Genomic DNA, 13,553 nt, shown 5'->3' on the forward strand with positions numbered 1-13,553 from the left:
GGCCGGTTACAGTGCTCCGAGCAGTGACCACGGGAGGTAAGGGCCATCAGCACGGACAAGCAACAGAACCCGGGGCCCGTCGACCTTTCCGGAGCGGCGGCGCTCCGGTCCGTCCTGCGCCTGCGGGGCTTCCGGCGGCTCTGGCTGGTGCTCGCCGCCGCCTCCTTCGGCGACTGGATCGGTCTGCTGGCCACCGCGCTGTTCGCCTCCGCGCAGTTCGAGAACCCGGCCGCCCAGGGTGCGGCGTTCGGCGGCACCATCGCCGTACGACTGCTGCCCGCGCTGCTGCTCGGCCCGATCGCCGGAGTGTTCGCCGACCGGTTCGACCGGCGCTACACGATGGTCATCACCGACCTGCTCCGTTTCGTGATCTACGGCTCGATCCCGCTGGTGCCGCTGCTCGGCGGCTCGCCCGCGCTGACCGTGGCCTGGGCCACCATCGCCACCTTCCTCGGCGAGACGATCACGCTGATCTGGATCCCGGCCAAGGAGGCCGCGGTCCCGAACCTCATCCCGAAGAGCCGGATCGAGATCTCCAACCAGCTGACGCTGGTCACGACGTACGGGATCACGCCGATCCTCGCCGCCCTCGCGCTCTCCGCCCTCACCGCGGGTGTCCAGCAGTCCGGGGTGGCGCTGCCCGACTGGGCGCAGCCGGTCCAGCTGGCGCTCTACATCAACGCGCTCGCCCGGCTCGCCACCGCGCTGGTGGTCTTCTTCGGGATCAAGGAGATCAGCCAGAAGAGCCCGGAACGGGTCAAGGCCGCCGAACAGAGCATGTCCAGCCAGTTCACGGAGGGCTGGAAGTACATCGGGCGCACGCCGCTCGTACGCGGGCTGGTCCTCGGCATCTTCGGCGCGTTCGCCGCCGGCGGCGTGGTGATCGGCGCGGCCCGTACCTTCGCGATCTCGCTGGGCGCCGGTGAGGCGGCCTTCGCGCTGCTCTTCGGCGTCATCTTCATGGGCCTGGCGTTCGGCATCGGGCTCGGCCCGATGATCGTGAAAGACCTTTCCCGGCGCCGCTGGTTCGGCATGAGCATCGTGCTCGCCAGCGGCTCGGTGATGTTCCTCGGCTTCGCCTTCCACCTCTCCATGGCGCTGGTCGGCGCTCTGCTGGTCGGTGCCGGCGCCGGCATGGCGTTCCTGGCCGGCACCACCCTGCTCTACGGGGAGATCGCCGACGAGCTCCGTGGGCGGGTCTTCGCCGTCGTGCAGATCGGCGTGCGGATGGTGCTGCTGCTGGCCATCACGCTCTCCGGCTTCCTGGTCGGGCTCGGCAGCTCCCGGCGGGTCGAACTCGGGCCGGTCGGCTTCGACGTGTCGTCCACCCGCGTGCTGCTGCTGGTGGCGGGCGCGGTCGGGATCTGGGTCGGCATCGGCTCGTTCCGGCAGATGGACGACAAGCGTGGCGTACCGGTGCTGGCCGACCTGTGGGGCTCGCTGCGCGGCCGTCCGCTCTCGCCGGCCGAGTCCTTCGCCCGGTCCGGGGTCTTCGTGGTCTTCGAAGGCGGCGAAGGCGCCGGCAAGTCGACCCAGGTCACCCGGCTCGCCGAGGCGCTGCAGGCGGAAGGCCGCGACGTGGTGGTCACCCGGGAACCCGGCGCGACCCCGGTCGGCTCCCGCATCCGCGGCCTGGTGCTCGACAAGGGCGACGCACCGTCACCGCGCGCCGAGGCCCTGCTGTACGCGGCCGACCGCGCCCACCACGTGGCGACCGTGGTCCGGCCCGCCCTCGCCCGGGGCGCCGTGGTCATCAGCGATCGGTATGTGGACTCGTCGCTCGCGTACCAGGGTGCCGGGCGCACCCTGCCGGTCCAGGAGGTCTCCTGGCTCTCCGCCTGGGCCACCGGCGGTCTCAAGCCCGACCTGGTGGTGCTGCTCGACGTGGACCCGAACGTGGGCCTGACCCGGGTCGACTCCCGCGGTGAGGGCACCGACCGGCTGGAGAGCGAATCCCGCACCTTCCACGAGCGGGTCCGCTACGCGTTCCTCGACCTCGCCGCTGCCGACCCCAAGCGCTATCTGGTGCTGGACGCGGCGCGGCCGGTCGAGGAGATCGCCGCGGCGGTGACCGAGCGGCTCGCCGGGCTGCTCAGCGCGTCGGATGCGGCACATCCGGTCCCTGCTGACGCGCCGCAGGAGCCGCCGCCTCCGCTTGAGGAGATGGCCGAAGTCTTCGGCGTCGAGGACGAAGAGGCCCGCCGGCGGTCGTAGCCGCATTGTCTTTGTCGGCGCCGTTGCTGTCCGGTCGTTGCTGTCCGGCCGTCGTTGTCCGGCCGTCGTTGTCCGGCCGTCGTTGTCAGTGCCGGAACAGTTGGAGTGGGACGGCGGCCGCCATCGCGGCCATGCCGGCGTCGTTCGGGTGCAGGTGGTCGCCGCTGTCATAGGCGGCGGCCAGGCGCAGCGGATCGGCCGGGTCACGGACGGCCCGGTCGAAATCGATCACCCCGTCATACTCGCCGGACGTCCGGATCCACCGGTTGAGCGCCGCCCGTTTCCGCTCGTTCTCCGGGGTGTAGAAGCCCAGCGTGTCGTCCTTGAACGGCAGGACCGTCGCGCCGAAGGCCCGCAGCCCGGCCTGATGTGCCCGGGCGATCAGCTGACGGTGCCCCCCGATCAAATCCTCGGCCGACACGACCTCGCTGGGCGGCGCGACGGTGCCAGGATGTCCCAGATCGTTTACCCCGATCAAAACCACGAGGTACGCCGCGCCGGGCTGAGCAACCACGTCACGGTCGAAGCGGCGCAAGGCGCTATGCCCGAAGTACGCCGCGAACGTCTCGGCCTGGCTCCCGGCCGGCGGATTCGGGTCGTGCAGCAGCCGGTTCCCGGAGACGCCGACATTCGCCACACCGCGCGGCAGCCGGGCCGCGCGCAGCCGGGCGGCGAGAAGATCGGGCCAGCGGTGGTTGGCGTTCTGCTCGGTGTTCGCCCCGTTCGTGATCGAGTCACCGAGGGTGACAATTGCCGAGCCGCGGGTGCGCACACTCACCCCGGCGAGGAAGAACACCTGCCCCACGGTCCGGACCGGGGTGACCGTGCGGGCCGCGGTGACGTTGCCGGCCGCGACCACGTTGTCCTGAAAAGCGAAGGCCGCCAGGGTGGTGACGGGTGTGGACTCCGGCAGGTAGATGCTGACGACCAGGTCGGTCCCGCCCCTGATCGCCAACCGGCCCGGGTCGCTGACCAGCGGCGCCCCGGCCGGCACGGTCACCGCCGTGCGCCCGCCGAACGTCACCCGCCGATCAGTGCCGACCACCGCGTCAGCTCCGGCACCCTCCCGGACCGCGACGTGCACCTCGCCGATCCGTAGCGGGGTCGCGCCGAACTCGTTGCTCAGCCGAATCCGCACCTGATCGCCGCCGACGCTGGTGTGCACCACGTGCCGCACTGTCTGATCGGCCAGCGTCTGCGGCGGGCCCGGCGGGATGGTCGTCGGCACGGCCGCCCAGGTGGCGACCCAGTCGTCACCGTGGCCGTCGTGGGCGAACCCGGGCGCCGGCGCGGCCGCCGTCGCCAGCGCGGCGCCGGAGGCGAGAGCAAGGATTTCACGACGAGTCGACATGGAGTGCTCCGAAACTTTCGGAAACCGGACGGTGGAGCTTTCGTAACCTAGAACTGCCCGCTCAACGGCGTCAAGGTCTGCTGGTGCGCTGGCCGGACCGATGTTCGCTCTGATGATTATCGATGACACGTGGTTGACGCGGACCATGCTCTATGCATACCGTCGTGCCTGTCGGGCGGAAGTTTCGCAGATGCGTCGTCGTCGGGTTGGTCTGGTCAGCGGTTGCTCGGGTGCCGCATCATCAGACCGCGCGGCGTGGTTTCCCGGCGCGCGAGGTCCGTCCGGCCGGCGACTCCAGGGTGCGGAGTCGCTGTCGGGAGAGGGCCGCACCGAGGCCGTGTCGGCACCGTCCGCCGACACGGCCCCGGTGCTCACCCCGCCTTCCCAGCCGGCGCGCCGCCCTGCGGGCGCCGACTCACCCCGCCTTCCCAGCCGGCGCGCCGCCCTGCGCGCGCCGAGTCACCCATCCGGTGCACCCGCATCGTTCACTCACCGGCTGCCCTCACCGCCGGCGCAAGCGCGACGCAGGCGCTCACCGTCGCCACAGGCACGATCTCGGACGGCGGGCGCCCGCCGACTTCTTCCAGTTCTGGCCTGTCCTGTCCGACTGATGCGCGGACGTAGTCGCCGGCCATTCCGCAACCCCTGCTCCCGCAGCCGTGCCCAGCGTGCTCACGTGGCCGTGCCCAGCTCGCGGCCTGCCTGCGTAGCCGTGTCCGGCCCGCGGTGTGCATGCGTGGCCGTGTCCGGCGTGCTTGCGTTAGCCGTGCCCGGCTCGCGGTCTGCCTGCCCGGCCGTGCTACTCGGCCGCGGCTTGCTTGCGTGGCCGTGCCCAGCCCGCGCTTGCTTGCGTGGCCGTGCTCAGCCCGCGGCTTGCTTGCGCAGTTATCTCCGGCGTGCCTGCGCGGTCGTGCGGCTTACCTACCCACCACCAGGTCAACCGCGCCAAAGGTTGACCATCATGGCCTCGACCGCGATCCTCGGTTTGACGTTCTGCTCGATGGCGTCGCGGCAGGCAACGATCGCCTCCAGCCGCCGGAGCGTGCTCTCCGGCGACCACTTCTGAGCCGCCGCCTCGGACTGGGACGCCGTGTCGCCGTGCACGACCGCAACGGGTGCCCGGAGGTTGGTGATCAGCACGTCGCGGTAGAAGCCGGCGAGATCCACCAGCGCGCGGTCCAGTGCGTCCCGCTGGGCTCGTGTGGCGCGGGACCTCTGGCGCTTCTCCAGATCTTTGATCTGCCCGGCGGCACCCCGCATGGCTCCGGCGGCCCCGCGACCGGTGCCGCCCGCACCCAGCGCCTGCTCCAACGCGGACCGCTCGGAAGCGTCACTCTCCGCCACCGTGGCGGCGGCCTCCGCTTCGGCGGCCTCGATCAGGGCGGCGGCGGCGTCGAAACAGGCGCCGATCCCGGTCAGGCGACGCGGCACCGACAGCACTGCCTCCCGCCGGGAACGAGCCTCCGGATCAGCCGCCAGCAACCTCGCCCGGCCGACGTGCCCCTGTGAAGCCGCCGCCGCCCAGGTGGCGACGTCCGGCGCCACGCCGTCCCGGCTGGCGAGCACCTCAGCCACCGCGTCGGCGGGAGGCTGCCGCAGGGCCACCACACGGCAGCGGGAGCGAATGGTGACCGAGATGTCGTCCGGATGGGTGGACGGCGTGCAGAGAAGGAAGACCGTCCGCGGAGGTGGCTCCTCGATCGCCTTGAGGAGGGCGTTGCCGGCCGCCTCGGTGAGCCGGTCGGCATCCTCGATCACCACGACCTGCCACCGTCCGCCCGACGGTGCCGTAGCCGCTCGCAGGACCAATGCCCGCATCTCGTTGACCCCGATGGAAAGCCCCTCGGGCACCACGAAGCGCACGTCGGCATGCGTCCGGCCGAGCGCGGTGTGGCAGCCGTGGCACTCACCGCAGCCGGTGCCGTCACGCTCACACTCCAGGGCGGCCGCGAACGACCGGGCCGCCAGCGAACGGCCCGACCCGGGTGGCCCCGTGAAAATCCACGCATGGGTCATCCCGCCGCCACCGGGCTCACCGGAAACGATCCGGGCAGCCGCGCTCGCGGCCCGGCGCAGGGTCTCGACCGGCTCATCCTGGCCGACCAATTCCGAGAAGACGTCATGCCGACTCACCCGACGATGGTATTGCCCGCCCCCGACAGAAACGGGACCGGTTGTCTCTACCGGATGAGTTGATCTGTGCGACGAGCCACACACTGCGGCCGGACCCTCCTCAACCGCCCTCGCCCCCACGCCGATCTACTGATCAGCTCCGCCGCCAAGTCGGCCCGCCCGAGTCGGCCCGCCCAAGCCGGCCGGCCCGAGCCGGCCCGCCCGAGCCGGCCGGCCCGAGTCGGCCCGCCCGAGCCGGCCCGCCCACGCTGGCCCGTCGGTCGATGTTGAAGACCTTCCCGAGCTCCAGCAATGTTACTTCCAGTCACCATTGCAAGCGTCTATGGCGACACTCAGCGACCGGTCGGAGGGTTATCCACAAGGGACTTGCCGGCGTAGCGGGAGCGTCACGGCAACCGGTACGGTCTGATCCCGGAACGCGACGGCGACATGACGCGCGGTGAGGAGCCTCGAATGGCCCGTGAGATCGACGAGGTGTGGATCGACGAGGCGATCGATCGATATCGGCACATCGAAAACTTACGGGCCGAGTTCGACAAGGCTGTCGCTGCGCACTCCGTGTCGGTGCACTCGCCGGACCAGTCGATCGAGGTGGTCGTCACCGCCGCCGGCGAGATCGTGGATGTCCGCATCCACGGCGGCCTTCGCCAGCGTGACGCTGCGGAATTCGCCCGGGAGATGCGGGCCGTCGTGACGAACGCGGCGGAAGCCGCTCGGTGGGCGCGGGAGAAGTTGCACGGTGAGGTGTTCGGATCGTTCCGCGGGTTGGAGGGGCACTGACATGGATCGCATCGCCGATCAGATCGACCATGTGGCGGCGACTCTGACCACGATGGACCGTCAGCTCCCAGCCCTGATCCCGAGCGCGACAGCCTTCGGTGCCGATGACCCGGGCCGCCCCGGCCGGATCGGCCGTGCGCTCTATGCGGGCTGGACAGCCGTGCTCGCCGCCCGAGCCCGCGAGGCGGCCGACGCCGCGGAACGCCTGAGCGGGATGGCCGTGGCCGTGCGCTCCAACGCCCAGCAGTACGCCACCACCGACGACGCGGTCCGCCGCCGATTCCAGCGAGGGCTGTGATGACAGACCGCCTGGATCAATTGGTGGAGGCTGCTCGGCCACTGCTGAGCCGCGTCGACACCGTGCTCTCCATGGTGGGCGCGCCCGAGGGCCACCACGTCTGGCCGGAGTTACGCCGGGTCCGGCTGCTGCCCGGGGATGCCGTGCGAGCGGTGTGCGACCTGCACCCCGAGGCGATTCTCGAGTCGATCCCTGAGCTGCGTGCCAACGTCCGTGCCTACGCCGATCTCGCCGACGCGCTGCCGATGTCAGAGGCCTGGTCCGGCGAGGCCGCGGATGCCTACGAGCAGGCCCGCCGCCGAGCCGCAGAACATCTCAACGGTGGCCCCGACAGCCTGAGCCACCGGATGGAGGCGACCGCAAACCTCGCCGACGCCCTCGCCGAGTGGATGACTCGTGCCCGCGGCGACGTAGCCATGGCCCTGGCCGAGGCGATGGGCTCAGCAGAAGCGGTGACCCTGTCCGCCGGAAGTGATCTTCCACCCGACGAGGAGGCGAGAGCCGCCGCCAACGTGGCCGCGCTCCTGCTGCAGGCAATCGCCGACAGCTACGACCGAGGCGAGGCACTTCTCGACGATTCCGCGCCCCTGCAGAACGTCCTGCTGGCCTGACCGCATCGCGCCCACCGGCCGTGCCGGTTCGGGGTCCACTGTGTTGCGTGCGGACGGCCGTTGCCGCGGCCGTCCGCACACGTCCGATCCCCCGCCGCTGTCGTCCAAGTCCGAGCCAGCGACGGCCTCGTTGCACTCACCTTGCGCCATCCGTAGTGCCGGGAGATTGGCGGGCTAGAGGCTTTGCTGCGTCCAACCGCTCGCCATCCCGCTCGGTGTCTGGGTCGCCGATCCTGCGTGGCGCCTCAGTTGCCAACCCTGTGTGGGATCTTCAGATGCCGACCCGCACAGGCCTTCAGCCACGAGCTTGGGACCGCCCCACGAGTGCCTGCCCCTGTCAGGGGTTGAAGCGGCGCCGGCGGGAGGCCATGAAGACCGCGCCCGCGCCGGCGATCAGCAGGGCTGCGCCGGCCAGGACCAGCGTGTACGCGCGCGGCCCGGTGATCGGCAGCGTGCTGCTTCCGGCACCGGCTCCGGCGGACGAGACGCCCTGCCCGTGCGTGGCCGGCACCGGCGCGACTGCGGCACCTTCGAGCAGGCCGATACCGAGGTCAGCCACCACAGGGGACGGTCCGTACCCGGTCTTCGTACGCCCGGAGCCCTGATCACGGACGACCGAGACCTTGATGGCGGTGGCCCGGGCAGCGATGGCGCTGCCCTTGGTGGCCTGCCGGACGTCTCCGAGAGAAACGCGCAGGCGCGTGCCGTCGGCCTTGCCGGGCACCGGCGTGCTCTCCGGCTCGCCGGCCGACGGCAATCCGGTGACGGGCGGCAGGGGGAGCGGAGCGATCGGCTCGATCAATGCCGGGAGAGATTCCAGAGCCCGCACATCCTCACTCACCGTGATCTCCATGCTGTCACTAACAGTGCTGAGTCGCTTCACCTGGCCGTTCCGGTCGGAGACCTCGATGGCAGCCGGCCGGTACTGAACGTCACCCTTGCTGTCGGCAGACATGCTGACCCGAAGCTCGGGTGCCCGCAGCACCTTGATGCGGACCGCCCCGTCGGCCAGGCTGATCCGGCCGGCCGTGATGGTCGCCGAGGCAACCGCTTCCGGCCGGCCGTCCCGCTGCCGCACCGCGGTGTTGCTGTGGCCTGAGATCGTTTCCGGTACGCGCAGCAGCGATTCGCTACCCGCCCCCGTCACCGTGATCCGATCAATTTCGGCCGCCGACCGCGAGGCCTCAGCGTCAGCGGACGCGCAGTTCATGTCGGCGTCCCAGCGGGCGTGCGCGGTGAGTTTCCCGGCCCCGGCGCGCAGCGGGCCGAAGCGCTTCTCACCGGTACGCCGCACGGTCGGCTTTGCGCTGGACGGCGGGGCCTGCTGCACCACCAGGTCGTTCGTGGCCGGCGAACCCGCGACCCGCCCGTCGAGGATCCGCGCGGCAGCCGCCGAATTGATCGGCCCATCGGCGATCAGAACGCTCCTCGCGTCGCCGAGACCGACACCCCCGATCGACTGCTTGGGGTCCTTCTCCGCCCGTACCCGATTGCTCCGGCCCGAAGGCGACCATGCGGCAGGCGCAAAGCCGGAAGCCTCGTCGGCTTGCGCCGCGCGGCCCAGCGAATTGACATCCGATCCGGCGCCGCCGCCCTGTCCCGCCGCGCTCCGCGGAGACCTGGTGCCGTCGTCCCGCCCCGCCGTGCCCTGCGGGGCGGCATCCGACCCGCTGTCCGGCGCAGTACCGGCCGGTGACTGGTCGTTGCTCGCGGGGGAGGCGTCCTGCTCCGCCGACGGCCGGCCCTTGCCCGTGCCACGGTGACGCGAATCCGCAGCACCCAGGCCTGAGGCACCCGAAGCACCCGCACCCGAAGCACCCGCACCCGCGCCCGAAGCACCCGCGCCCGAAGCACCCGCGCCCGAAGCACCCGCGCCCGAAGCATCCGGGCCCGACGCGGCTCGCTTGCCCGCAGCGCCCGGCTCGGCCGATTTGTCGCCGTCCGGTGGAGCCTCACCTTTCCCTGAGGGCCCGTTCCGGTGCGCCGGCCCGGCGAGCGGCCCGAGATCGAGCCGGTTGATCCGGATCACCTCGGCGCCGGCTTGCGCGGCGAAGTGCTCGAAGCGCTGGCACGGTGCCGGCGCGGCAAGAGCGGGCGCGGCAAGAGCGGGCGCGGCGAAGGCGGGAATCGGCGCGGTGAGCGTGCTCGCGAAACCCAGCGCAACGACACTGGCGGCCACCGACCTGGCGGGTGTCATGGCAAGTCCTTTCGAGGGCGTGCCGCCGCGGCGGCGTCTACGGGACTGGCCAACGAAGGTCGATTGGGGCGGTTGCGCGGTATCTATGCGACAACCCTCGCGGGTAGTTCAAAACCGGCATTTGGTACGGGTTGCCGACGGTCGTAGGGTTGATCCCATGGGCATGCTGTGCGCGGTCAGTTTCAACCGGTATGGCCGCCTCTACTACCTCGATCCGAACGGATTCACGCCGTCAGTCGGTGATCGCGTGCTGGTGCCGACCGACGACGGCCCCGAGGTGGCGGAGTGCGTCTGGGCGCCGCAATGGGTCGATGAGGAGACCTCCGGTTTCCCGAAGGTGGTGGGTCTCGCCGACGACCGCGACCTACGCCGGGACGAGCTGCTGCGCAAGCGGAAAGCGGAGGCGAAGGTCGCCGCCAAGAAGCTGATCAAGGCGCACGAGCTGCCGATGAAGGTGGTCGCCGTCGATCACGTTCTCGACCAGGGCTCCGGCAACGCCCGCACGACGATCTATTTCACCGCGCCGCACCGGGTCGACTTCCGTTCCCTGGTCCGGGACCTCGGCGCCACCCTGCACTGCCGCGTCGAGCTGCGGCAGCTCTCCGCCCGTGACTCCGCCCGGGTGCAGGGCGGCATCGGCTCCTGCGGCCGTGACCTGTGCTGTGCCACGTTCCTCACCGACTTCGAGCCGGTCACCATCCGGATGGCGAAGGACCAGGACTTGCCGCTCAACCCGCTGCGCATCTCCGGCGCCTGCGGGCGCCTGATGTGCTGCCTGAAGTACGAGCATCCGCTCTACCAGCAGTTCCAGGCATCCGCGCCGGCCGTCGGCTCGCGGGTGACAACGCCCGAGGGTGATGGCCGGGTCGTCGCGCACAGCGTGCCCAAGGACTCGGTGGTGGTGCGGCTCGACGCCGACGGTTCCCGCTGCTCCTGCAGCCGGGCCTCGGTCTGCGCCCCTCGCCAGGCCCACGACGCCCACTACGGCGAAGGCTGAGCCGCCAGGCAAATGCCGCGGGGCCGAAGGCCACTACGGCGGACGCTGAGCCGCCAGGCAAATGCCGCGGGGTACGAAGGCGCCACGGCGAAGGCTGAGCCGCCAGGCAAATGCCGCGGGGTACGAAGGCGCCACGGCGAAGGCTGAGCCGCCAGGCAAAATGCCCGCGGGGCCGAAGGCCACTACGGCGAACGCTGCGCGAGTTTGTCGATCTGCTCGCGCAGCACCCGGATGGTGTTGTCCAGATAATCGACGATCACCGCCGTCTCGCGCTCGTCATATCTGCTCATGAACTCGCCCATCGACCGCCCCAGCTCCCCGAAGATGCTCTCCAGGTCCGGAGACTTGTCCGGGTTGGCGACGAGCAGCACCCGCCGGCGATCCGCCGGGTCGGGTTGACGCAGCACATATCCCGCACGTTCCAGCCGGTCGACGATGCCGGTCAGTGCGGTGACGCCGACGCCCAGTTCCGGTGCGAGGGCACCGATCGGCATCGGCCCGGCGCGCATGATCGCACCCAGCGCCTTGTGCTCGGCGGCGTTAAGGCCGAGGCGGCGCGCAATCGCCTCGTGGAACAGCACGACAGCGGTGCTCAGCTCCCAGCCGTAATCACGCATCGTCCTCACCCTTTACTTCAGCACTCCGGATAGTCCATCGTAGTGGAATATCTGGAGGTTGCCATGAACGACGTACTACGACTTGGCCGTGACGCCGCAGCCTGGGCCACCGGGTTCTACCGTCAGCACTTCCTGCTCGTCTTCGGCCTGTCGATGATCCCCACCGTGCAGCGCTTCGCCGTCGTCTACTGGGACCCGCCGGCGTTGATCTCCATCACCAGCGAAGTCCTGGTGGCCGGAGTTCGCATCCTGCTTGCGGCCCTGATCGTCCGGCTCATGCTCGCCGAGACAGGGCTCGACCGGCGGACCGCTTGGGAGCGGCTGAAAACCGCCATCGACCGACGCCTGGTCGCCTTCTGGGGACAGTGGGCACTCCTCGCGATCGCCTTCCTGATCTTCGACATCGGCCTGAACGGGTTGGTCGCCGCCACAGTCCCGGCCGATGCGCAGGCGGCCGTCAACGCCGTGCTGGTGGCCGTGAAGAACCCCACCATCATCGCCTTCACCCTGCTCTGGATGGCCGGCATCGGCCGCACGCTGATCCTCGGACAGAGAGAGCCGCAGCCCGCCTAGAAACGCGCCGCCCGTGGACCGGCGACCAAGATCGGCTCCTCGATCCGGCGGGCGACGAGTGGCTCCTCCGGGCGCACCCATGGTGCCTCCGGGCCACCGGCCGGGTCGGCCGCCCATTTCCGGCAGACCCGGTCCACCCCGATCGGATGAATGGTCAGGTTGCCGTCGGCGTCGATGTGCATGCGCAGGAAACTCTTGCCGTCCTCGATGCTCTGACCGGCGAAGAGCTCGTTCAGGTTCACCCCGAACCGGCCTGAGATCAGCAGGTACAGCGCGCACAGCTGGGTCGACAGGATGGCGATCAGCGGACCGTAGACGACTGCGGCCACCACCAGCGGACCTGGCCACTGCCAATCCCGGAACGGGAACTGGAGCCAGACCCACGTCCCGCCCACCGCGAGACCGATCTGCGCCAGACCGTGCAGCACCCCGAGAATCCAGTGCCGGGCATGTTTCGACGACTCCGCCCCGGGCGGCTTCGCGAACAGAACCGTGCCCGCCATGATCAGCACGAGCATGAGCACCAGCGGGATGCTGAACAGCCGCTGGATGTTGCCGCCCTGACTGGCCGCGCCGGCCATCGCGAGCATGGTCAGCGTCTGGATGATCCCGAGCATCGAGGCGAACCCGGCGTTGCGCCGCGGCAGCCGGTGAAAAACACCCCACCCCCAGCGGCGCGAGGTCGGCTCATCGGGAAATCTCGCCACCAGATCGTACGGCCGGCTGCGGCTCTTGCTCCGGGTCAGCGTCTCCCGTGGTGGCACGGTGATCTGTTCCGGCAGGTTCTGGGTGCCCAACGTGTACGCCCCGCCGCCACCGCAGGTGATCAGCTCCCGCTCCTCCCCGGAATAGCGCGCGTAGTGGTGCAGATCCCCGGAGACGAGCACCCGCACGTGCGCCTGCGTGGGCGCCAGAATCGTCCGGATGAAGTAGTCGACCGCGTCATACGCCTCCGGATTGTCGACGGCCTTGACCCAGGTCGGCGACGGCGTCATCAGGATGATCCGGTCGTCCGGCCCGACCTCCCGCGCCGCCTTCTCGAAATAGAGCAGCTGTGGATCGTCGATATAGGCCCCGAACTGCTCGTCGACCGCGAACAGCCACCAGTCGGCGGGCAGCTTCACCGCGAAATACGACCGCCGCTGCTCGGTGCGCCAGCCACCGATGTGCCCGTCCTTACGGCGCGCGAACAGGCGCAGGAACGCGGTGAGCCCGTCGTACCAATCGTGGTTGCCCGGCAGCGCGAAGAGCGTGGGTCGCGGCACCCCGGCCGGCGCCTCGGGCAAGGCCGCGCGGTATGGGCCTTTCATCCGGTTCTCATAGCCGTCGCCGCTGGCCAGGGGGTAGACCTGGTCGCCGCCCATCAGCAGCAGGCGCCCGCGCGGCAGGCACTCGCCGTCGACCTCCAGCTCGGGCTTGGCCAGCAGGTAAGCCACCGAATAGGTCGCGTCGAACCCGTCCCCGAGGTCGGCGACGTAGTCGAGCCAGATCTCGCCGTCGGCCGTGGCGGAATGATCGAAGAACTCGCCGTCCAGAGCATTCTGCAGCTCGCGCTTGTCCAGATATGCCCCGAAGAGGATGGCCAGCAGCGCCCGCAACCCGGTGCTGAGCAGCAACAGGGGCGCCAGCCAGCCGATCGGCCCTTTCGGCGTGAACCCGAGCTCCTGCGGATCCAGGCTGCGCGGACGGTTGGGCACGGTCTGCTCAGACTCGGCGGGGCGCTGCCGCGAAGCGGCGGCCATCGATTCATCGTCCGTCACACCGTGCACACTAGTCACGGGG

11 protein-coding genes are annotated in these 13,553 nt (G+C 70.4%); 6 read left to right on the forward strand and 5 right to left on the reverse strand.

The window, feature by feature from the left end; translation table 11 throughout:
* Window positions 1-120: 120 nt before the first annotated feature.
* The gene (gene tmk, locus AB0F81_RS02835) at window positions 121-2,214 is read left to right on the forward strand and encodes a dTMP kinase (protein WP_360190003.1); all 2,094 of its coding nucleotides are present in this window, start codon (window positions 121-123) and stop codon (window positions 2,212-2,214) included.
* An 85-nt stretch (window positions 2,215-2,299) separates the two neighbouring features.
* Here tmk and AB0F81_RS02840 read toward each other — a convergent pair whose 3' ends face one another.
* Together AB0F81_RS02840 and AB0F81_RS02845 are read right to left on the reverse strand one after the other, a co-directional pair.
* Entirely contained in the window at window positions 2,300-3,565 is a 1,266-nt protein-coding gene (locus AB0F81_RS02840) for an SGNH/GDSL hydrolase family protein (protein ID WP_360189862.1), read from the reverse strand.
* Between the two features lie 936 nt (window positions 3,566-4,501).
* Window positions 4,502-5,698 carry a DNA polymerase III subunit delta' gene (locus tag AB0F81_RS02845; RefSeq protein ID WP_360189865.1) on the reverse strand — a complete coding sequence of 399 codons (1,197 nt, stop codon included), beginning with the start codon at window positions 5,696-5,698 and terminating at the stop codon, window positions 4,502-4,504.
* A 453-nt stretch (window positions 5,699-6,151) separates the two neighbouring features.
* Between AB0F81_RS02845 and AB0F81_RS02850 the strand changes: the two genes are divergently transcribed.
* Genes AB0F81_RS02850 through AB0F81_RS02860 form a run of 3 tightly spaced genes read left to right on the forward strand, consistent with a single transcriptional unit; the run spans window position 6,152 to window position 7,387 of the window.
* Entirely contained in the window at window positions 6,152-6,478 is a 327-nt protein-coding gene (locus AB0F81_RS02850) for a YbaB/EbfC family nucleoid-associated protein (protein WP_360189868.1), read from the forward strand.
* Window position 6,479: 1 nt separating this feature from the next.
* Entirely contained in the window at window positions 6,480-6,776 is a 297-nt protein-coding gene (locus tag AB0F81_RS02855) for a hypothetical protein (protein ID WP_360189871.1), read from the forward strand.
* A complete protein-coding gene (locus AB0F81_RS02860; protein WP_360189874.1) occupies window positions 6,776-7,387 on the forward strand; it encodes a hypothetical protein in 612 nt (203 codons plus the stop codon). The genes AB0F81_RS02855 and AB0F81_RS02860 overlap by 1 nt, the downstream gene beginning before the upstream one ends.
* Before the next feature lie 337 nt (window positions 7,388-7,724).
* Here the strand turns inward: AB0F81_RS02860 and AB0F81_RS02865 are convergent, their stop codons facing one another.
* Window positions 7,725-9,584, reverse strand: coding sequence for a hypothetical protein (locus AB0F81_RS02865; protein ID WP_360189876.1), 1,860 nt, complete (start codon window positions 9,582-9,584; stop codon window positions 7,725-7,727).
* Between the two features lie 157 nt (window positions 9,585-9,741).
* Between AB0F81_RS02865 and ricT the strand changes: the two genes are divergently transcribed.
* A complete protein-coding gene (ricT, locus tag AB0F81_RS02870; RefSeq protein WP_360189878.1) occupies window positions 9,742-10,581 on the forward strand; it encodes a regulatory iron-sulfur-containing complex subunit RicT in 840 nt (279 codons plus the stop codon).
* A 182-nt stretch (window positions 10,582-10,763) separates the two neighbouring features.
* Here ricT and AB0F81_RS02875 read toward each other — a convergent pair whose 3' ends face one another.
* On the reverse strand, window positions 10,764-11,198 hold the full coding sequence (locus tag AB0F81_RS02875; RefSeq protein ID WP_360189881.1) for a MarR family transcriptional regulator: 435 nt from the start codon (window positions 11,196-11,198) through the stop codon (window positions 10,764-10,766).
* A gap of 42 nt (window positions 11,199-11,240) precedes the next feature.
* Here AB0F81_RS02875 and AB0F81_RS02880 point away from each other — a divergent pair, with 42 nt between their 5' ends.
* Window positions 11,241-11,771, forward strand: a complete 531-nt coding sequence (locus AB0F81_RS02880) for a hypothetical protein (RefSeq protein ID WP_360189884.1) — start codon at window positions 11,241-11,243, stop codon at window positions 11,769-11,771.
* Here the strand turns inward: AB0F81_RS02880 and AB0F81_RS02885 are convergent.
* Window positions 11,768-13,513, reverse strand: coding sequence for a metallophosphoesterase (locus AB0F81_RS02885; protein ID WP_360190006.1), 1,746 nt, complete (start codon window positions 13,511-13,513; stop codon window positions 11,768-11,770). The genes AB0F81_RS02880 and AB0F81_RS02885 overlap by 4 nt on opposite strands.
* Window positions 13,514-13,553 lie beyond the last annotated feature (40 nt).

The organism is Actinoplanes sp. NPDC024001, assembly GCF_040638955.1.
Lineage (GTDB): Bacteria > Actinomycetota > Actinomycetes > Mycobacteriales > Micromonosporaceae > Actinoplanes.